Raw genomic sequence first — 20,833 nt, 5'->3', positions numbered from 1 at the left:
CCCCCTTCCTCAGGGGCTGCTTACCCCTGCCTTAAGGGGGGCCTAAGGATCGCCCCGACGGCCCCGATCCGCGCGGAAGCGCAGGTCGGGGCGGTTAGGTTGGCGGGGCCAGGGAGGGCCGGGGACGGCGTCGGAGACACCTCGTGTCCGGGGACGCGCCGCCCGGTCCCCCTGGCGTACCCCATGACGCCACCGCCCGGAGGAGATCCACCATGCGTACCGTCACCCGCTCCGTCGGCCGCGTCGCCGCCGCCGGTATCGCCCCGCTGGTGGTGGCCGCGTACGCCGCCGCACCCGCGGCCGCGCACGGTTCGATGACGGACCCGGTCAGCCGGGTGGCCGCCTGCTACGCGGAGGGTCCCGAGTCCCCGCGGTCGGCGGCGTGCAAGGCGGCGGTCGCGGCGGGCGGCGCGCAGCCGTTCTACGACTGGAACGCGGTGAACATCGCCAACGCGGCCGGCAACCACCGGGCGCTGATCCCGAACGGGCAGCTGTGTTCCGCGGGGAACGACAAGTACCGGGGGCTCGACCTCGCCCGCGCGGACTGGCCGGCCGGCGCGATGACCTCCGGTGCGCACACCTTCCGCTACAAGGGCACGGCCCCGCACAAGGGCACGTTCGAGCTGTACGTGACGAAGGACGGCTACGACCCGTCGAAGCCGCTGAGGTGGTCCGACCTGGAGCCGGAACCGTTCGTGAAGGTCACCGACCCACGGATGCGCGGCGGTGACTACGTCTTCTCCGGCACGGTCCCGAAGAAGAGCGGCCGTCACCTGATCTACGGCATCTGGCAGCGCTCGGACAGCCCGGAGGCCTTCTACAGCTGCTCGGACGTGGTCTTCGGCAAGGACACCGGCAGCGGGGCGGGCACCGGGACGGGGGCGGGCACCGGATCCACCGGCGGCAAGCCCGGCTCGAAGCCGAGCAGCACCGCCACCGCCCCCGGCACCAAACCGTCGGACGGACCCGTCGCCAAGCCGCCGACGGACGAGCAGATCTCCGAGGGCGCGGCCAAATCGACCGTGGAGCACGGCGGCCACGGCGACAACGACCCGAACACGAACGGCACGACCGCCGAGTCCCCGCTCGCCTCGCCGTCCACGGCGGTGGCCAGGACCGGGGACCTCGCCCAGACCGGCGGCGACGGCTCCGCCCCGGTGATCGCGATCGCCGGGGCGGGCACCCTGGCCGTCGGCTCGGCCGTGCTCTTCGCCGTCGCCCGCCGCCGTGCGACGACGGGCCTGCACGGCCGCTAGGACCTGCCCGGGCGTCGCCGGGCGAGGCCCGTCACTGGAAGACCGAGGCGCAGGTGGTCCGTTCGGCGTGGGCCGGGTCGAGGGCGTTGGCCGCCTCGTGCCAGGCGATGCGGTCGGTCAGGCCGATGGCGACGTGCTCGGAGAAGTCGAGGGCGCACAGGTCCTGGACCACGACGTTGCGTACGTTCGGCCCGCTGAGGAAGCCGCTGGTGTACGGGGTCACCACCTCGTCGTACTTGGTGGTGATCACCGTGTACGCGACGCCCGGGACGGTGTCCCCGCCCGCGTTGAGGTTGGTGACGAACGAGGATCCGACGATCTGGTCGGCCAGGCCCGGGGTCGCGGAGCTGATCAGGTCCTCGGCTCCGGGGAAGTACGGCAGCAGCTGGGTCAGGCCGGACAGGGTGGTTCCGTGGTTGTCGGGGGCGAGTCCGACGAGGGCGTTCACCTTGGCGGCGCCGCCGAGGAACTTGAGGTACTGGCGGGGCATCATGCCGCCCTGGGAGTGGCCCACGATGTCGGTCTTGGCGGCTCCGGTGGAGGTCAGCACCCGGTCGACGAACGTGCCGAGCTGCACGGCGGACTTGTCGATGGGCCCGAGGCCGTTGAAGAAGGACTGGCCGGGGATCTGGCCGTAGTCGAGGGAGTAGACGCAGTAGCCGCGGTGGACGAGGTAGGGCGCGAAGCCGAGCCAGTTGTCGACGGAGTTCCCGAGGGTGCCGTGTACGAGCACGACGGGGCGCGGATGCGCGGCGGACGGCTTGCAGGTCCAGTCGTTCCAGCCGCTGCTGGGGGCGGAGGCGGCTTGCGCGGTGCCGGTGGGGGCGACGAGCGCGGCGGCTGCGAGGGTCAGGACGGCCAGCGGGCGGAGCAGGCGGCGCCAGGGCAGCATCGAGTGATCTCCTTGCGTCATGGGGATGGTGCGGGGGGTTTGTCCCGTGATCCGGATCACAAGGGGAGCTGCTGCCGATAAATTACGGGCGAGTAGCAAGACTTGGAAGTTACGCGTCGGTAAAAACTCGTGTGTCGAGCTGCCCTCAGGTCCCGCGCGATGCCGAAGCACCCACGCGGGGCCGGCGGACGCACGAAGGACGGGCTCAGGCAACGGGCTTGGCCTGGGGTTCACCAAGGAGACGGGCCTGCGGCCTCCTGCCTACGAGGCCTTGCCGAAGGTGGCCGCCGGGCGGACCGTGCCCGGGCCGAAGCGGGCGTTGGCGCGGTCGATGGCAGCTTCGACCGTCAGACGGGACTCGCGGACGGGGTCCAGGGTCAGCTGGCGGGCCACGCCCTCGGCGCCGGTGAGGTCCTCGGCCCGGAGCACCACGCCGGTCAGCCGGGCCCGTTGCAGGCCGGCCGCGTCCATCAGGCGGTACGCCATGGCCCGCAGGTCCTCGTCGTGGGCGGAGGGTTCCACCAGCCGCCGGGTCTTCTCCCAGCGGGTGCCGCCGGCGAACTGGAGGGTCAGGGTCAGCGCCCGCGCGGCCTGGCGGCGCCCGCGCAGGGTCGCGCCGAGCCGGACGACCAGGGCGAGCAGCGCGGCCCGGGCGTGCGGGCCGTCCAGCTCCTCCCGGGGGAACCCGGCGCGGACGGCGGCCGAGGAGGGCAGGTCCCTCGGGGTGACCGGCCGCGGGTCGGCCCCGTGGGCGCGCTCCACGACCAGCCGGCCCGCCCGCTTGCCGAGGATCCGCTCGACGACCCCGGGGGACACCTCGGTGAGGGCCCCGATCGTATGCAGTCCGTAGCCGCGCAGCGCCTCCGCCTGGCGGGAGCCGAGCCCGTACAGCGCCTCCACCGGCAGCGGCGCGAGGAAGTCGGACACCGCCTCCTCGGGGACGGCCAGGATCCCACCGGGTCCGGGCACCCGCGCGGAGGCCGTCGCGGCCACGGCCCAGGTGGCGGCGACCCCGATCCGGACGTCGGTGCCCAGCCGGGCCACCGCGCGCAGCCGGACCACCTCGGCGATGCGGGCCGCGTCCACGCCGAAGTAGCGCTGCGCACCACCGACTTGGACCAGCGCGGCGCGCGGCGGCAGGGCCTGCACCACCGGGGAGAACTCCCGCAGCAGCTCCAGGACCTCCCGGTAGCCCTCGCCGGTCAGCGCCGGGGCGCACCTCACGTGCAGGATCGCGCTGTTCATCCCGCGCTCCCCGGGCTGGAGTGCCACAGCTTGCGTCCGGTCGCCGGGCCCGTCCCGGGCGGCTGGAGGTCGGCCCACGGGTTCATCTCGTAGCCGGTCGACAGGTGGATCCGGCGGCCGGGGGCGGGGGGCTCGGTGCCTGCGCGCACCGGTTCGGACAGCCGGGCGGTGACCGCCTCCAGGCCGCTCTGCGCGCGCAGTTCGACCAGTTCGGCGAGGTTCCAGGCCGCCGCTCCGACGATGCTCAGGCTCTGCGGTCCGCGCCGCTGCACCACTCCGCGCACCAGCAGCAGGAAGGAGTGGAAGACGGTGTGGGCGCAGGCCTCGTGGCTGTCGTCGAAGAAGGCCAGGTCGACCAGGCCGGTCCCGTCGTCGAGGGTGGTGAAGATGACCCGCCGGCCGGAGCGGATGGGCGGGGTCTGGGTGGCCGCCTTGGCTCCGGCGACCAGTACGGTCCGGCCGTGTTCGGTGTCGCGCAGCCGCCGGGCCGGGACCACGCCCAGTTCGGCGAGGAAGGCGTGGTGGTCCGCCATCAGGTGGCGCGAGGTGTCCATGCCGAGGACGCCGAGTTCGGCGCTGAGCCGCTCGGCCTCGCTGAGGTCGGGCAGCCCGACGGCGGCGGTGGACCGCCCGCCGCCGAGGGGCAGCTGGGCACTGCCCCGGGCGTCGGCCGCGCGCTGGGCGCCGTGCAGTTCGCTCAGGTGCAGCAGCAGGTCGCGCCGATTGGCGCCGAAGGCGTCCAACGCCCCTACCTGGGCCAGCCGTTCGGCCACGGGTCGGCCCGGGTGGGCCCGGTCCCAGAAGTCGCGCAGGGAGGCGTAGGGCTGGCCGGCCTCGATCCTGGAGGCCTCCGCCTCGCTGATGCCGTGGACGTCGGCCAGCGCGAGCCGGAGCCCCCACAGCGGCGGCACCTCGGACACCAGTTCGATGCGGTGGCGGACCGAGGACCGGTTCACGTCCAGCGGCAGCACGGGGACGCCCCGGCGCCGCGCGTCCGCCAGCAGCAGCCGCTTCGGGTACATGCCGGGGTCGTGGGTGAGCAGACCGGCGTAGAAGGCGGCCGGGTGGTGCGCCTTGAGCCAGGCGGACTGGTAGGTGGGGACGGCGAAGGCCACCGCGTGCGCCTTGCAGAACCCGTACGAGCCGAAGGCCTCCACGATCTCCCAGGTCCGGGCGATCACTTCGGGCGAGTAGCCGCGCGCCCGCGCCGTCGCCGCGAACCAGACCTTGATCCGGCCCTGCGAGTCGGGGTCGGACAGCCCGCGCCGCACCCGGTCCGCCTCGTCGCGGCCGCAGCCGGTCATGACGTGCACGATCTCGATGATCTGCTCGTGGAAGACCACCACCCCGTACGTCTCCCGCAGCGCGTCCGCCAGGTCCGGGTGCGGGAACCGGGCCGGGGCCCGCCCGTGCCGGGCCTCGATGAACGGGCGCACCATGTCGGCGGCCACCGGGCCGGGCCGGAACAGGGAGATGTCCACGACCAGGTCGTGGAAGGTGGCGGGCTGGAGCCGCCCCACCAGGTCGCGCTGGCCCGGGGACTCGATCTGGAAGCAGCCCAGCGTCTCGGCCGAGCGGATCAGCTCGTACGTGGCCCCGTCGCCCGGCGGCACCTGCGCCGGGTCGTCCAGGTCGAGCTCCTGCCCCGTGGCGCGCCGCAGCTCGGCGACGGCGTGCGCCATCGCGGACTGCATCCGTACGCCCAGCACGTCGAGTTTGAGCAGGCCGAGTTCCTCCACGTCGTCCTTGTCGAACTGGGACATGGGGAAGCCCTCGCCGCTGCTCGGCACGACCGGGGTGCGGGCGAGGAGCGAGGCGTCGGAGAGCAGCACCCCGCACGGGTGCATGGCGATGCCCCTCGGCAGCCCGTCCAGCGCCTCGACCAGCTCCCACAGCCGCCCGTGCGACTCCCCCCGCACGCCCTGGAGTTCGGGCAGTTCGGCGAGGGCCGCGCGGGCGTCGCGGGCCCGAATGTGCGGGAAGGCCTTGGCGAGCCGGTCGACGGTGGCCGGGTCCATGGACAGGGCGGCGCCCACGTCACGGACGGCGTGCCGGACCCGGTAGGTCTCGGGCATGGAGACGGTGGCGACGCGTTCGGCGCCGAACCGGTCGATGATCCGCCGGTAGACCTCCAGCCGGCGGGCGGACTCCACGTCGATGTCGATGTCGGGCAGGACCCGGCGGCGCTTGGACAGGAAGCGCTCCATCAGCAGGCCGTTGGCGAGGGGGTCGGCGTGCGCGATGCCGAGGAGGTGGTTGACGAGGGAACCCGCGCCGGAGCCGCGGGCCGCCACCCGGATACCCATCTCCTTGACGTCATCCACCACTTGGGCGACCGTCAGGAAGTACGAGGCGAAGCCGTGGTAGGCGATGACGTCGAGTTCCTCGTGCATCCGCTCCCAGTACCGGCGCTCGCCGGCGTATCCGCGCAGCACCATGCCCGCGGCCGCCCGGGAGGCGAGGACCCGTTGGGCGGTGCGGTGGGCGGCGCCGACGAGCCGGGCCTCGGGGAAGTGGACGGACCCGATCCCCAGGTCGTCCTCGGGGTCCACGACACAGGCCTCGGCCGTCCTCCGGGTCTCCGCGAGCAGCCGGCGCGCGTCGGCGGGGCCCAGCCCGGCCGCCCGGGCGATCAGGTCGGCGTTCTCGGCCATGGCGGCGGGGTCCTTGATCCAGCGTTCGCCGCTGTCGAGGGGTTTGCGGGGGTCGACGGGGACCAGGCGGCGGGCCGCGTCGAGGACGTCGGCGACGGGCCCCTGGCCGGGGTCGGCGTACCGGACGGCGTTGGTCAGCACGGCCGGGACGCCCTGCTCGGCGGCGAAGCCGACCGTACGGGCGGCCAGGCGCAGCGAGCCGGGCCCGGTGCCGGTGCGGCCGTGGTGGACGGCCTCCAGGCGCAGGTCGTCGCCGTAGACCTCCCGCCAGGGCGCGAGCAGGCGCGCGGCCCGGTCCGGCCGGCCCGCGGCGAGGGCCCGGCCCACTTCGGAGCCGGGGCCGAGCAGGACGTACACGCCGCTCGCGCCGCGCAGCTCCTCCCAGGGCAGGAGCGGGACGTCGGGGGCGCCCGCGTGGGCGGCGGTGATCATGCGGCACAGCTCGGCCCAGCCGGTGGCGCCGTCGCGGGCGAGGAAAACGGCCCGGGCCGCGGACTCGTCGACGAAGGCGCCGCCCCTGACGGGGTTGCGCCGCCGGGAAGAGGCTTCGGCGGAGTCGGCGCGGACGGTGGCCGCGGGGCTCCCGGCCACCCCCAGGTCGACCCCGAACAGGGGCCGGATCCCGGCTTCCGCCGCCGCCCGGGCGAAGCGGACCGTGCCTGCGAGGGTGTCGCGGTCGGTGAGGGCGAGGGCGTCCATGCCCCGCTCGGCGGCGCGTTCCGCCAGCCGTTCCGGGTGGGAGCCTCCATAACGCATGGAGAACCCCGAAACGGTGTGCAGATGCGTAAAACCGGGCACCCGCGGCCTCCTGCTTCCCTTGGTCCTCGCCACACTCCTTCGGCCTCCCCCGTCTCCACCATAGAGCAATTCGAATACCCGTGCGAAACAACAGTTCGATCATCCATTCGCGGCCCCGCCCGCCGGTCCCGGCCCCCCGTTCGGACCACCCCTGCTGCGCCCGGCCCCCGCTCCGCCGAGCGTGTGAGACATGACCCAGCCCACCACCGACGCATCCGCGGGCCCGTCCGGCGGTTTCCTCGCCGAGATCAAGGACGCCGTCAGCACCCGGGCCTTCCTGCTGGTCCTGGGGGTACTGGCGCTCCAGCTCGCCTTCATCACCTCCTACATCGGGGCCTTCCACCACCCCGCGCCGAGCCGGATCCCCCTCGCGGTGGCCGCTCCCGCCGAAGCGGTCGCCGCGCGCGCCGCCCAGGGCCTCGGCGCCCTGCCCGGCGACCCGCTCGACACCCGCACCGTCGCGGACGAGGCGGCTGCGCGAGCACGGATCGAGGACCGGAGCGTGGCCGGGGCGCTGCTCGTCGACCCGGCCGGCAAGACCGACCGGCTGCTGGTCGCGAGCGGCGCCGGAGCCTCGCTCTCCCAGGCGCTCGAAGGGATCGTCGGCCGCGCCGAGGCGGCCCAGGGGCGCGACGTGCGGATCGTCGACGTGGCCCCGGCCGCCGCCGGGGACGCCCGCGGCCTGAGTTCCTTCTACCTGGTCGTCGGCTGGTGCGTCGGCGGCTACCTGTGCGCCGCGATCCTCGCGATCAGCGCCGGCGCACGGCCCGCGAACTCCGCCCGCGCCGTCATCCGGCTCGGCTCGCTGCTGTTGTACGCGATCGCCGCCGGGCTGCTCGGCACGGTCATCGCGGGGCCGGTCCTGGGCGCGCTGCCGGGCAACGTCATGGCCCTGTGGGGACTGGGCACGCTGGTCGTCTTCGCCGTCGGCGCGATCACGCTGGCCTTCCAGGGCGTGGCCGGGGTGGTCGGCATCGGGCTGGCCATCCTGCTGGTGGTGGTCTTCGGCAACCCGAGCGCGGGCGGCGCCTACCCGTACCCGCTGCTCCCGCCGTTCTGGAGGGCCATCGGACCGGCCCTGCCGCCGGGCGCCGGTACCTACGCCGCCCGCTCGATCACGTACTTCCGGGGCAACGACGCGGGCCCGGCGATGCTGGTGCTGGCGGCCTGGGCGGTCCTCGGCGCGGCCGTCACCGTGGTCTGCGCGGTCCTGCACCGCGGCAGGGGCGGCCCGGCGGTGGGCAGCGGCTCCCCGGACCCCGCCGCCCGGACCACGGGGCCGTGAGCGGGGCGCGGCCGGGCCTCAGGCGACCGGCTCGCCGATACCCAGCAGGTTGCCCTCGCTGTCGCGGAACCAGGCACCGCGTTCGCCCCGGGCGCCCTTGCTCGGGTAGTTGCCCTCGATCTCGGCGATCCCGTTCCTCGTGCGCAGCCCCGGCACGTCGACGTCCTCGAACACCACTCCGCGCGCCTTGAGCTGCGCCACGGCCGTCTCCAGGTCGTCGACCTCCCACCCCATCTGAGTGAAGGTGCCGGGCGAGGACCCCGTCGACCGGAACACCGCGAACTCCGTACTGCCGCAGCGGTACAGCAGCCCGCCGGGCCGTTCGTCCACGGGTTCGAGGCCCAGCCGCTCGGAGTAGAAGCGCCGCGCGCGGTCCAGGTCCCCGGCCGGCAGCCTGGTCGCCACGCGTCCCCGGGCCAACACGTTGTCGTCGTCTGCGTTCATGTGCCCACTGTGCCGTGAGCGCCTCCCGCAGGGGTGGAGGCGCCAGGGGCGGGGACGGTGCCCCCGGGCGCGCCGGGAAATTACCGGTGGGCGCGCTCTACCGCACCCCTGCCCCGAAGCGCACAATCACCCTGACTGCCCGCGTCGAACGTGAGGGAGGGAGCGCGTGCGCGATCAGGTGCGCACCGCCGACGGCCGCGCTCTGATGGTGGAGCGCTGGGGGGACCCGGACGGCAAGCCCGTCTTCCTGCTCCACGGCACCCCGGGCAGCCGGCTGGGACCGGCCCCGCGCGGCATGGTCCTCTACCAGCGGCGGGTCCAGCTCATCGCCTACGACCGTCCCGGCTACGGCGGCTCCGACCGCCACCCGGGCCGCACCGTCGCCGATGTGGCCCAGGAGGTGGCCACGATCGCCGACGCCCTGGGCCTGGACAGCTTCGCCGTCGCCGGCCGCTCCGGCGGCGGACCGGGCGCGCTGGCGTGCGCCGCCCTGCTGCCCGACCGGGTCACGCGCACGGCGGCCCTGGTCCCGCTCGCGCCCCGGGACGCGCAGGACCTCGACTGGTTCGACGGCATGGCCGCCTCGAACGTCGAGGAGTACACCAGGGCCTACGACGACCCCGAGGAGTTCGCCGCCCGGCTGATCCCGCGCGCCGAAGGCATCCGCCAGGACCCGCGCCGGCTGCTGGAGGAGCTGCGCAAGGAGCTGACGGAGAACGACCGGATGATCGTCGCCGACGCGGGCCTGCGGGCGATGCTGCTGCGCAACTACCGGGAAGGGGTGCGCATTTCGGCGTACGGGTGGATCGACGACGCGATCGCGTTCAGCGGCCCGTGGGGCTTCGACCCCGCCGACATCCGCTGCCCGGTGCTGATCTGGCACGGCGAGCTGGACGTGTTCTCGCCGGTGGGCCACTCCCGCTGGCTGGCCCGCCGCATCCCGGGCGCCGCCGCCACCTTCGATCCGGCCGCGGCCCACTTCGCGGCGCTGCGCGCGCTGCCCGGCGTACTGACGTGGCTGCTGCGCGACCTGCCGGTGCCGCTCCCCGGCGCACAGCAGCCGGCGTGAGGGGGCTTGCGGCTCAGCCGCCCGGGTGCTCCGGCTCGTAGTTGGTCAGGACGCATCCGTCGACCTGTGAGCGCTCCAGGCGGTAGCCGGCCGGGGCGGAGAAGCCGGGGACGCAGTTCAGGGCGAGGAACTGCGCCTGGTAGAGGCCGTCGCGGACGGCGGGGTCGTTGGACTCCACCGCTATGTTCTCGCCGACGAGCAGCCGGCTCGCGGTGGCGTTGAGCTTCCCGTCGTCCTTGAGGTCGGCCAGTTGCGCGGCCTTCGTCTTGGTCTGGAGCTTCTTCATGTTCCCGACGGTGTCGAGCCAGTTGAGGTCGTGGGCGCGCTGCGCACCCGCCGGCACCCCGCACAGCCCCCGCCCGGTGACGCCCCAGGCGAGCGGGTCGCCCTTGACCACCGGCTGGTAGTCGATCGACTCGATGGCCACGTCGCCGGGCGCGGTGGTGAAGTGCGAGCAGTCCATGCCGGCGCCCACGAGGTTCTTGAGCTCGGCCATGCTTCCGGCGCGCGGCAGCCCGAGGCTGCCCTGGGCCGGCTGCCCCGGCTTCTCGCCGCCCGGGTCCTGCGGGGTCTCCAGGTTCGGACTGCCGGTGCCGTCCGGGCTGTTGACGAAGTCGCTGAGGACGCAGCCCTCGACCAGCGCCTGCTCCTTCTTGTATCCCTTGGGTACGGCGAAGGTCGGGTTGCAGGTCAGTATCCGGAGGTCCGACCGGGCGAGCGCGAGGGCCGACTTCGTCTGCGTGGGGGTGACCACGTACCCCTTGCCGACGAAGACACGGCTGTTGAGGCCGGAGGCCCCGTCGCCGCCCTTGATCGCGTCCATGACCTTCTGCTTGTAGCGCTCCTGGAACTCCTTCATGTCGGAGGCGACGTAGAAGACGAGCTCACCGTGCGCGGGCCGGTCGCTGCACACCCCCCGCTGGGTCACGGACCACTGTCCGACGCGGGTGAACTCGGTCGACGGCAGCCGGGGGTCGTCCGGTTCGCTGCTGATGTCCTCGCAGGAGGTGAACTGCCGTACGTACTGCTGCGCGTCGAGGATCGAACCGCCGGCGGACGGCCGTCCGGCGGACGGGGAGGGGCTCGCGCCCGCGCGGCCGGCGGACGGCGCCGGGTCGCCCTGGCAGGCGGCGAGGGCGGGCAGGGCGGTGAGGACGGCGGTCGCGGCGAGGGTCCGCTGGAGGCGCATGAGGGTGCTTTCGGCCGAACGGCAGGTCAGAGGGATGGCGTGAACATGCTAAACCCTGGCCCGTCGGGTGATCGACTTCCGCGGTGACCCGGTGTCAGGGAGCAAGGATCTTGATGTACGGCAAACGGCCGATTACCGCACCCGGAGAATTGCCGGAGCCTTTCCGTAGAACGCTTGACCAGGCGTCATGTCTCGGTTGCCAATAAGGTGTGGACGGGTAAAGTCCACGCTTGACACCAGCGGGACCGCCGGTGTCCCTCCCCCGCCCATTTCGCATGGCCTCCCCGAGGACGGTGTCGTGAACACTTCCGCAACCCCCGCGACCAGCACGGTCAAGACCCCCCTGGTCCCGCTCGACCGGATCGACGTCCACAGCGCCTCGGCGGCCGAGACGCTCGGACGCGTCCTGCCTTCGGAAAACGGCCGTCACGTTCAGGCACCGATCTTCAACTCGGCGCTCTGACACCGGAGCCCGGCTCTAGACTGGTGGAATGACCGGCCTGATCGCTTTTCGCGAGATCGTCCTCAAGGTTCACAGCAGATGCGATCTCGCTTGTGATCATTGCTATGTCTATGAACACGCTGATCAGAGCTGGCGAGCCCGGCCGAAAGTGATCTCCCCCGAGGTCATTTCGCATACCGCGTCGCGGCTCGCCGAACATGCCCGTGACCATGCACTCCCCTCCGTCACGGTGATTCTTCACGGAGGGGAACCCCTGTTGGCGGGCACCGCCCGACTACGCCTCGTGTGCGAGGAGTTCACCCGCGCCCTCGCCGGGACCGCCGGCCTCGACCTGCGGATCCACACCAACGGGCTCCAGCTCGACCGCCGTTACCTTGACCTGTTCGCCGAGTTCGGCGTCCGCGTGGGCATCTCCCTCGACGGGGACCGCGCCGCGAACGACCGCCACCGCCGGTTCGCCGACGGGCGCAGCAGCCACCCCCTGGTGCTGGCCGCCGTCGCGTTGCTCCGTTCGGAGCCCTACCGCCACCTCTACCAGGGCCTGCTCTGCACCGTAGACGTCGCCAACGACCCCGTCGCCGTGCTGGACGCGCTCGTCGAGCTGCAGCCGCCCCGGGTGGACTTCCTGCTCCCGCATGCCACCTGGGAGGCCCCGCCGGTCCGCCCCGACGGCGCCCCCGACGCGTACGCGCGCTGGCTGCTGCGGGTCTTCGACCACTGGGAGCGGCTCGGGCGGCCGGTCTCCGTACGGCTCTTCGAGTCCCTGCTGTCCACCCTGCGCGGCGGTCCGAGCCTGACCGAGTCCCTGGGTCTCGCGCCGACCGACCTCGTCGTCGTGGAGACGGACGGGACCCTGGAGCAGGTCGACTCCCTCAAGAGCGCCTACGAGGGCGCCGCCGCCACCGGCTTCGACGTCTTCGCCCACTCCTTCGACGAGGTCGCCGCCCACCCCGGGGTACGGGCGCGGCAGCTGGGCCTGGACGGCGTCAGTGACACGTGCCGCCGTTGCCCCGTCGTACGTTCGTGCGGCGGCGGTCTCTACACCCACCGCTACCGGGCCGACCCGGACGGCGGCAGCTTCGACCACCCTTCGGTGTACTGCACGGACCTGCGCGAGCTGGTGGACGGGGTCGAGGGCCGCACCGCGTCCCGGCAGACCGCGCCGGAGCTCACCGACCCGGCCGAACTGGCCCGCTCGCAGGAGCAGCTGACCCGGGTCCTGCTCGCCCGGCTGAACGCCGACCGTACGGGTGATCCCGAATGGGCGCGGTCGTGGGAGCTGCTGGCCCGCGTGGAACGGGCCGGGGACGCGGGCGCGAAGGCCCTGGAAGCCGTACTGGACCACCCCTTCACCCGCACCTGGGTCCTGGAGGCCCTGGACGCCGGGCGGGACGGGCGCCCCCACGGCCCCGAGGCGGCGCGCAGGCTGGCCGCGCTCGCCGCCGCCGCCGTGCTGCGCGGCGGGCTCGACCTGCCGGCCGAGGTCCCCTACCGGGACGGCGAGGTGTACCTCCCGACGCTGGGGCTGCTGCGCCTGGGGGAGCCGGGCACGCGGGGCCGGGCCGCGCTGCGGTCCACCGGGACGGGGTACGCGGTCCGCGACGGCCGGGCCGAGCACCGCTTCGGCCCGGCGGCGGGGGACGCGCGCTGGCTGCCCGTACGGAGCTGGTCGCCGCCCGGGCCGGACACCGCCCCGGTGGCGCTGGAGGACCTCGACCCGTACCGCAACTGCTTCGCCCGCCCGCCGAGGCTCCGGCTGGGGGCCGGGGAGGCCGGGCAGTGGCGGGTCCGCCTCGACGCGGCCTGGACGCTGCTGCACACCGCCGTCCCGGAGTTCGCCCGGGCGGCCGCGGCCGGGCTGACGACGCTGACGCCGCTCGCGGGCGGTCCGCGGGCCCACGGCTGGGGCGAGGCGGGGCGGCACGGCCCCGGGGCGCTCGGGGTCCCGTACGGCGCCGGGGTCCGCGAGACGGCCCTCGCGCTGCTGACCGGGCGGCGCCGGGCCCGGCTGCGGGCGCTGACCGAGGTGGCCGACCTGTACGCGCTCGACGGGCAGTGGCAGCACCCCTCGCCGTGGCGGGAGCGCCCGGTCCCGGTGTCCCGGCTGCTGGCGGACGTGCACGAGCGGGTGGCGGTGGAGGCGTACCGGCGTGCGACGGCGGCTGCCGAACCGGGGGCGGCGGACCGGATCCAGCGGGCCCTGGACCGGCTGGCCGGCGCCGCCGAGCTGACCACCACCGGCAAGCGGCTGGTGGCGGAGCTGCGCTGGGAGTCGAAGGCGGTCGACGCATGAGGTCCCCCGAGGCCGCGGGCGCGCTCACGCCGGCCGGGGAGTTACGCCGGCTCGGGGTGCGCCCGGGGGCCCGGCTGCTGGTGCACGCCGCGCTCCGCGGCACCGGTCTGCGGGCCGAGGTGCTGCGCGACGCCCTGACGGACGTGCTGGGGCCGCACGGCACCTTGGTGGTGCCCGCGTTCACCTCGGAGAACTCCCGCACCTCCACGGCGCACCTGGAGCGGATCGCGGGTCTTTCGGAACCGCAGGTACGGGAGTTCCGGGCGCGGATGCCCGCGTTCGACCCGCGGCGGACCCCGAGCCAGGGCGTGGGGCGTTTCGCCGAGACCGTCCGCACCTCCCCCGGCGCCGCGCGCAGCGCCCATCCGCAGACTTCCTTCGCGGCGCTGGGAAAGGACGCGCGGCGGCTCTGCGCCGGTCACCGCCTCGAATGCCACCTGGGCGAGGAGTCACCCCTGGGAAGAATGTGCGGGGAGGGCGGGCAGGTACTCATGATCAATGTGGGATTTTCCTCCTGCACCGCTTTCCATCTGGCGGAGTACCGAATTCCCGAGCCCCCCTTGCGCATGTACGACTGTGTGGTGAAGGTGAACCTTCCGGGGGGACGGCGGGGGGAGGGGTGGACGACGTACGAGGACGTCGCGCTGGACGACAGTGATTTCGCACAGATCGGCGACGCGTTCCCTGATTCGCGGTTGCGCAGGGGCCCGCTGGGAGGGGCCGGGGCGGTGCTCTTCTCGATTCCCGATGCCGTTGGTCACGCTCTCGACTGGATGACCGAAAACAGACGCTGATTGACTGAACGATGAGGGGATGTGGCGAAGCAGCTCCGGAATGATGTTTCTTCGCTCGCATCTTCGGGACGGGGGTCGTGTGCCCGCATCAGTGCAGCCGTACTTCTTTCTCAGTTATGCGCATACGCCGAGATTCGGGGCCGGGGGGCCCGACCCCGACATGTGGGTCGAGCGGCTCTTCCGTGATCTCTGCAACCACGTCATGGCGCTGACGGACCTGCCCGCCGGTTCGGAGGCCGGCTTCATGGACCGCGAGATACGCAGCGGCGAGGGCTGGTCGGAACGGCTCGCGGCGGCGCTCGCCACCTGCCGGGTCTTCGTCCCCCTGTTCTCGCCGCGCTACTTCGCCAGTGAGATGTGCGGGAAGGAGTGGTTCGCCTTCGCGCAGCGCGCCATCCAGCACGGCGCGCGCCACAACGAGCCGCCTCCCGAGGCGATCGTGCCGGCCCTGTGGGTGCCGGTGCCGGCGAGCCACATGCCGGGCCCCGCCTCGCGGTTGCAGTTCAACCACAACACCTTCGGCGAGCGCTACGTCACCGACGGCCTGTACGGGCTGATCAAACTGCGCAGCTACGCCGAGCAGTACGAGGCGGCCGTGTACGAACTCGCCAAACGGATCGTGCACGTCGCCGAGACCGTGCGCATCGACCCGATCAAGCCGCTGGACTACCGGGTGGTGCCGAGCGCCTTCGGCAGCAACGGCCACAACCCCGCCCGCACCCTGCACATCACGGTCGCGGCCGCCTCCCGGCACGACCTCCCGGAGGGCCGCAGCCCCGAGTACTACGGGGACAACGCCCTGGAGTGGAACCCGTACCACCCGGTGGCGCAGCGGCCCATCGCCTACGTGGCCGAGGACGTGATCCGCAACCTCAACTACCAGACCAGCCTCGGCTCGTTCGACGACGAGGCGGGGCACTTCGACAGCAAGCAGCCGCCGACGCGGCCGGAGATCCTGATCGTCGACCGCTGGGCGGTGGAGGACGAGCAGCGCCGCCAGCGCCTGGCCGCCTTCGACCAGGAACACCGGCCGTGGATCAACGTGGTCGTGCCCTGGAACCGCTACGACCACCAGGGCCGGGCGAAGGAGAGCGAGCTCGCGGACCGGCTGGAGGGGACGATGCCCGTCAAGATGAGCCAGGGCCGGGCCGCCTGCCGGGCCGCCGCGAACGGCGTGGCCAACATGGAGATGCTCGGGCAGATCCTGCCGCAGGTGGTCGAGGCCGCCGCCCAGCAGTTCCTCAGACACGCCCAGGTGTACCCGCCGGCAGGCGGCACCCACACCGAACGGCCGCGGCTGGTCGGGCCGATGGGGATGGACGAGCCGCCCTCGCCGCTCCCGCCGCGCGCGCCCTTCCCGCCCGACACCGAAGCGGGCGGCGATCCGCCGCGCCGGAGCGACACCAACGACGTCAGCGACACAGAGCGGGGGGACACGGATGACAGCCGGTCGTGACAGCCGTGGCGGACGCATCGTCACCTTCTATTCCTACAAGGGCGGCACGGGCCGCACCATGGCGCTCGCGAACACCGCCTGGATCCTGGCGGCCAACGGCAAGCGGGTGCTGGCCGTCGACTGGGACCTGGAGGCGCCGGGTCTGCACCGCTTCTTCCACCCCTTCCTGGACCCCTCCACGCTCGGGGCCACGACCGGGGTCATCGACCTGATCAGCGAGTACGCCTGGGCCGCGACCAGCCCGGTGCAGCGCGCCGACGACTGGCACAAGGACTACGCGCGGATACAGCCGCACGCGGTCTCCCTCACCCCGGAGACGCTGGGCTGGGAGTTCCCCGACGGCGGCACGCTCGACTTCGTCTCGGCGGGCCGGCAGAACCGCGAGTACTCGGCGACCGTGTCCACCTTCGACTGGGACAACTTCTACGACCGCCTCGGCGGCGGCCTCTTCTTCGACGCGTTACGCGCCGACATGAAGAAGAACTACGACTACGTGCTGATCGACAGCCGCACCGGCCTCTCCGACATCGCCGACATCTGCACCGTGCACCTGCCGGACGTCCTGGTCGACTGCTTCACCCTCTCCGACCAGTCCATCGACGGCGCCGCCTCCGTGGCCCGGCAGATCGACGAGCGGTTCAACGACCGCGGCATCAAGATCTACCCCGTGCCGATGCGCATCGACGAGGGCGAGAAGGAGAAGGCCGACGCGGGCAGGGCACTGGCCCGGATCAAGTTCGACCGCTTCCCGGGCGGCCTCGTAGGGGACGACCTGACCTCCTACTGGGGCGCGGTGGAGATCCCGTACCGGCCCTACTACGCCTACGAGGAGACCCTGGCCACCTTCGGCGACGAGGCCGGGCTCACCAACTCCCTGCTCTCGGCGTTCGAGCGACTCACCGCCGTGGTCACCGAAGGCGAGATCACCTCCATGCCGGCCATCGCCGAGGACGTCCGGATGCGGATCCGGGACGCCTTCACCCGGCGCCGCCCGGCCCTCCCGGCCGACCTGTTCCTCTGCTACGTCGCGGAGAACCGGATGTGGGCCGACTGGATCGAGTCGGTGCTCACCCGGGCCGGCTTCCGCGTGGTCCCCAAGGACGTCTCGGCGGAGGTGGCCCCCGCCCCGCCGTCCGGGGACACCCTCGGCGGATCGGGCATCAGCGTCGACGGCGCCGCCCGTACGGTCGTGCTGCTGTCCACCGCCTTCCTCAAGTCCGCCCGCGCCGTCGACGTGTGGAACCGGGCCGCCGCCGAGGACCCGACGGGCGGCAGGCGCCAGCTGGTGCCGCTGCGGGTGGGCGACGTACGGCTCGCGACTCCGTACATCGACCGCAATCCGGTGGACCTCTTCCGCCTGGACGAGGTGCACGCGACGACGGCCCTGCTGCGCGCGGTGGAGCGGCCCATGGCCCTGAACGACACGGTCAACAGCGCCTCCCAGCCCGGGCCCCGCTTCCCGGGGACCGTGCCGAAGATCTGGAACGCGCCGCCCCGCAACACCGGTTTCACCGGGCGCAGCATCGTGCTGGAGCGGATGCGCAACCAGCTCGGCGGCGGCATGGCGGTGGTGCTGCCGCAGCCGCAGACCCTGTACGGGCTCGGCGGCGTCGGCAAGACGCAGGTGGCCCTGGAGTACGTCCACCGGTTCATGGCGGACTACGACCTGGTCTGGTGGATCTCCTCGGAGCAGACCGACGACGTGGTCGCGGCCCTCGCGGAGCTGGCGGTACGGCTGGGCGCCCAGACGGGCGAGGACATGGCGGCCGCGTCCCAGGAGGCGATCGACCTGCTGCGGCGGGGCGTGCCCACCTCGCGCTGGCTGCTGGTCTTCGACAACGCCGACGACCCCGAGGCGCTCAGGCGGTTCTTCCCGCCGGGCGGTCCGGGGCACGTGCTGGTCACCTCCCGCAACCAGTCCTGGTCGCAGTACGGGGACGCGCTGCCGGTGGACGTGTTCCTGCGCGAGGAGTCCATCGAGCACCTCCAGCGGCGGGCCCCCGGTCTCTCCCACGAGGACGCCGAGCAGGTCGCCGTGGCCGTGGGCGACCTGCCGCTGGCCGTCGAGCAGGCGGGTGCCTGGATCGCGGAGACCGCCACGCCCGTGTCCGCGTACCTGGAGCAGCTGGCTCAGCAGGCCGCCAGTGTGCTGGGACTGAACCAGCCGGCCGGCTACCCGGAGCCCGTCGCCGCGACTTGGAACGTGTCCATCGAGCGGCTCCAGTCACGCTCCCCCGCGGCCGTGCGGCTGCTACAGCTGTGCGCCTTCTTCGCGCCGGAGCCGATATCCGCGAACCTCCTCTACAGCAAGGAGATGATCAACGCCCTCAAGCCGTACGACTCCTCCCTCCAGGAGAAGCTGATGCTGGGCCGGGTGATCCGGGAGATCGGCCGGTTCGCGATGGCCAAGGTCGACCAGGTCGGCAACAGCATCCAGGTGCACCGCCTCGTCCAGGCCGTGATCCGGGCGCAGTTGTCGCAGGAGGAGCAGCGCGAGGCCCGGCACGCCGTGCACCGGATCCTCGCGGGTGCCCGGCCCGATGACGACGAGCCCATAGACAATCCGGCCACCTGGCCGCGCTTCAACACCATCTGGCCGCACCTGACGCCCTCCGAGGCCCGGTTCTGCAAGGAGCCGGAGACCCGCAGGCTGCTGATCGACCGGGTGCGCTACCTGTGGAAGCGCGGCGACTTCAAGGCCGCGTACCAGCTCGGCGAGGAGCTGCGCGAGGTGTGGAAGGAGATGCTGGGGGACAGCGACCTCCAGTACCTGTACCTGCGGTTCCACCTCTCGAACATCCTGCGCTCCCAGGGCCGGTTCGTGGAGGCGAAGGAGCTGGACGAGGTCACGCTGGAGCGGCAGCGGACCGCGCTCGGGGCGTCGCATCCGCACACGTACATGACCACCAGCGGCCTGGCGATGGACCTGGGGGCGCTCGGCCGCTACGGCGAGGCGATGGAGCTGGCGACGGCCGCGCACGAGGGCTTCGGGCAGATATTCCACGAGGCGCACCCGCGCACCCTGGCCGCCGCGAACAACCTGGCCCTGAACCTGCGCATGGTCGGGCAGTACTCCCGGGCCCGGGAGATCGACCAGGAGGTGTTCGACCGGCGCACCGAGGTGCTGGGCCCGGACCACCCGTACACGCTGTCGTCGGCGCAGAACCTGGCCCGGGACCTGCGCGAGGTGGGCCGGTACGACGATTCGGTGCAGTTGCTGAGCCGGACGTACGACATCTACAAGCGGACGCTCGGCCGGGCCTTCCCGGGCACCCTGTCGGCGGCGAAGAACCTGGCGGTGTCGCTGCGCCGCGCGGGCGACCTGGAGGACGCGCTGCGCCTGACGACGGCGACCCGCAACCGCTACCGCGCCAAGTACACCTCGGTCAACCCGGACCTGCTGGCCTGCGAACTGAACCTGGCGGCCGACCTGTTCGCGACCGGGGACCCGAGCGCGGCGCGGGACCTGGCGCAGGAGGTGGTGGACGAGTACGTGAAGGTGCCGGGCGAGCGGCACCCGTACACGCTGGCCGCGGTGAACAACCTGGCGGTGTTCCACTGGGGCACGGGCGCCGCGGACACGGCGGAGCCGATGCTGCGCCAGACGGTCCGGCACATGCGCGAGGTGCTGGGCGACGGCCACCCGCACACCATCTTCGGGAACCTGAACCTCGCCAACGCCCTCGCCGACCTCGGGGACCCGGAGGGCGCGCTGGAGCTGGAGCGGCTGGTGGTGCTGCGGCTGCGCGAGGCGCTGGGGGCGCACCACCCGGAGACCCTGGCGTCCGCCGCCAACATGGCGGTCAGCCTGGACATGATGGGCCGCAAGGAGGAAGCGGCCCGGGTGCGGGCGGAGGCGGTGGCCGAGCTGACGAGACTGCTCGGCGAGGACCACGGCCTGACCCGCTACGCCCGCGACGAGCGCCGGGTCCACCGCGACCTGGAGCCGCTCGCCGTGTGATCCGGCCCCGTCCCGAACCCGGCGCGGCGGCCGCGTGCGATCCGACGTCGTGTGATCCGGCGGAGGGCGGCCCCCGCACGGGCCGCGCTCCGCCCCTACAGCAGACCTGGGGGGTCGCTGTGAGCGACAGCATGACTTTCCGGAACGAGGACCTGCCGGCCCTCTTCCACCACACCGACCAGGCGGCGATCTCCCGGCAGCGGGAGTCCACCCGGGCCACGCGCAGGCAGCTGGCCCTGCTGGTCGCGGCCGCGGCGGCCGCCGCCCTGCCGTCCGGGCCCGCCGTGGGCCCGCTGCACCTGTTCGGCGCCCTGAGCGCGCTGGCCTACGCCGGGGTGCTGGCGGTGGGCATACGGGCGACCCGGCGCCGGGCCCGTCCGCAGTGGCAGCTCAACCGGAGCGCGGCGGAGTTCATCAAGTCCCTGGCCTGGCGGTACGCGGTGCACGGGGCGCCGTTCGGCAGTGACGTCGGCGCCCCGGAGGCGACGTACCGGACCCGGCTGGAGGCCGGGCTGGACGAGCTGCGCAAGATGGGCTGGGAGGATCCCCGGGCCGCGGGCCTGGTGCCGGAGGGCGGGGAGATCACCGGGGCGATGCAGCGGCTGCGCGGTCTGGGGTACCAGGTGCGCCGGGAGACGTACGTACGGGACCGGCTGATCGAGCAGCGCAACTGGTACCAGCGCAAGACGGAGGTGTCCCGGCGGGCGACGGCGCTGTGGTCGTGGACGATCGTACTGCTGACGTGCCTGGCCCTGCTGTTCGCGCTGTTCGGCGCGTTCGGTTCGGGGCCGGGCCCGTCGCTGACGGCGCTGCTGAGCGCGGCCGCGGCGGCGGCGATCGCCTGGAACGAGGTCCGGCGCCACCATCCGCTGATCGAGGCGCACACGCTGATCGAGCAGGACCTGTCGGCGATGATGGTGGTGATGCAGACGACGATCACCGAGTCGCAGTGGCCGTCCGCCGTGTACGAGACGGAGCGGTACGTCTCTCCCCAGCACACGGACTGGCTGGCCAGGCACAGCAGTTGAGCCCGG

The 20,833-nt window shown here is 73.1% G+C and carries 14 protein-coding genes; 9 read left to right on the top strand and 5 right to left on the bottom strand.

Annotated elements, in window-relative coordinates; translation table 11 throughout:
- The first annotated feature begins 212 nt into the window (after positions 1 to 212).
- Positions 213 to 1,256, top strand: a complete 1,044-nt coding sequence (locus ACIA6C_RS23970; RefSeq protein WP_399278808.1) for a lytic polysaccharide monooxygenase — start codon at positions 213 to 215, stop codon at positions 1,254 to 1,256.
- A gap of 31 nt (positions 1,257 to 1,287) precedes the next feature.
- Here the strand turns inward: ACIA6C_RS23970 and ACIA6C_RS23965 are convergent, their stop codons facing one another.
- The 3 genes from ACIA6C_RS23965 to ACIA6C_RS23955 form a co-directional block, all read right to left on the bottom strand.
- Positions 1,288 to 2,148, bottom strand: coding sequence for an esterase/lipase family protein (locus tag ACIA6C_RS23965; protein WP_399279101.1), 861 nt, complete (start codon positions 2,146 to 2,148; stop codon positions 1,288 to 1,290).
- A 261-nt stretch (positions 2,149 to 2,409) separates the two neighbouring features.
- Complete coding sequence (locus ACIA6C_RS23960) at positions 2,410 to 3,393, bottom strand: hypothetical protein (protein ID WP_399278806.1); 984 nt, start codon at positions 3,391 to 3,393, stop codon at positions 2,410 to 2,412.
- Positions 3,390 to 6,803 carry a DNA polymerase III subunit alpha gene (locus ACIA6C_RS23955; protein ID WP_399278804.1) on the bottom strand — a complete coding sequence of 1,138 codons (3,414 nt, stop codon included), beginning with the start codon at positions 6,801 to 6,803 and terminating at the stop codon, positions 3,390 to 3,392. Before ACIA6C_RS23955 ends, ACIA6C_RS23960 begins: the two co-directional genes overlap by 4 nt.
- Positions 6,804 to 7,035: 232 nt before the next feature.
- On the opposite strand from ACIA6C_RS23955, the gene ACIA6C_RS23950 reads away from it, so the two are divergent.
- On the top strand, positions 7,036 to 8,130 hold the full coding sequence (locus tag ACIA6C_RS23950) for a DUF3533 domain-containing protein (RefSeq protein WP_399278802.1): 1,095 nt from the start codon (positions 7,036 to 7,038) through the stop codon (positions 8,128 to 8,130).
- Positions 8,131 to 8,148: 18 nt separating this feature from the next.
- Here the strand turns inward: ACIA6C_RS23950 and ACIA6C_RS23945 are convergent, their stop codons facing one another.
- Positions 8,149 to 8,574: a VOC family protein gene (locus tag ACIA6C_RS23945; RefSeq protein ID WP_399278800.1), complete on the bottom strand. Its 426-nt coding sequence runs from the start codon at positions 8,572 to 8,574 to the stop codon at positions 8,149 to 8,151.
- A gap of 166 nt (positions 8,575 to 8,740) precedes the next feature.
- On the opposite strand from ACIA6C_RS23945, the gene ACIA6C_RS23940 reads away from it, so the two are divergent.
- The gene (locus tag ACIA6C_RS23940) at positions 8,741 to 9,643 is read left to right on the top strand and encodes an alpha/beta fold hydrolase (protein ID WP_399278798.1); all 903 of its coding nucleotides are present in this window, start codon (positions 8,741 to 8,743) and stop codon (positions 9,641 to 9,643) included.
- A 13-nt stretch (positions 9,644 to 9,656) separates the two neighbouring features.
- On the opposite strand, the gene ACIA6C_RS23935 is transcribed toward ACIA6C_RS23940, so the two are convergent.
- Positions 9,657 to 10,832: a hypothetical protein gene (locus tag ACIA6C_RS23935; protein ID WP_399278796.1), complete on the bottom strand. Its 1,176-nt coding sequence runs from the start codon at positions 10,830 to 10,832 to the stop codon at positions 9,657 to 9,659.
- A gap of 298 nt (positions 10,833 to 11,130) precedes the next feature.
- On the opposite strand from ACIA6C_RS23935, the gene fxsA reads away from it, so the two are divergent.
- The 6 genes from fxsA (at position 11,131) to ACIA6C_RS23905 (ending at position 20,827) form a co-directional block, all read left to right on the top strand.
- Positions 11,131 to 11,295, top strand: a complete 165-nt coding sequence (gene fxsA / locus ACIA6C_RS23930; protein ID WP_361133135.1) for an FxSxx-COOH cyclophane-containing RiPP peptide — start codon at positions 11,131 to 11,133, stop codon at positions 11,293 to 11,295.
- 28 nt (positions 11,296 to 11,323) lie between these two features.
- On the top strand, positions 11,324 to 13,588 hold the full coding sequence (fxsBH, locus tag ACIA6C_RS23925) for a radical SAM/SPASM protein FxsBH, inactivated beta-hydroxylase extension form (protein WP_399278794.1): 2,265 nt from the start codon (positions 11,324 to 11,326) through the stop codon (positions 13,586 to 13,588).
- Entirely contained in the window at positions 13,585 to 14,382 is a 798-nt protein-coding gene (locus ACIA6C_RS23920) for an aminoglycoside N(3)-acetyltransferase (protein WP_399278792.1), read from the top strand. Before fxsBH ends, ACIA6C_RS23920 begins: the two co-directional genes overlap by 4 nt.
- 43 nt (positions 14,383 to 14,425) lie before the next feature.
- Positions 14,426 to 15,838, top strand: a complete 1,413-nt coding sequence (locus tag ACIA6C_RS23915) for a TIR-like protein FxsC (RefSeq protein ID WP_366081834.1) — start codon at positions 14,426 to 14,428, stop codon at positions 15,836 to 15,838.
- Positions 15,822 to 19,799, top strand: a complete 3,978-nt coding sequence (gene fxsT / locus ACIA6C_RS23910; protein ID WP_399278790.1) for an FxSxx-COOH system tetratricopeptide repeat protein — start codon at positions 15,822 to 15,824, stop codon at positions 19,797 to 19,799. Before ACIA6C_RS23915 ends, fxsT begins: the two co-directional genes overlap by 17 nt.
- Positions 19,800 to 19,930: 131 nt before the next feature.
- Positions 19,931 to 20,827, top strand: coding sequence for a DUF4231 domain-containing protein (locus ACIA6C_RS23905; RefSeq protein ID WP_399278788.1), 897 nt, complete (start codon positions 19,931 to 19,933; stop codon positions 20,825 to 20,827).
- The last annotated feature ends 6 nt before the right edge of the window (positions 20,828 to 20,833 follow it).

It is taken from the genome of Streptomyces sp. NPDC051578 (assembly GCF_044454045.1).
Classification (GTDB): domain Bacteria; phylum Actinomycetota; class Actinomycetes; order Streptomycetales; family Streptomycetaceae; genus Streptomyces.
This window is presented reverse-complemented; position numbering and strand designations above follow the sequence as displayed.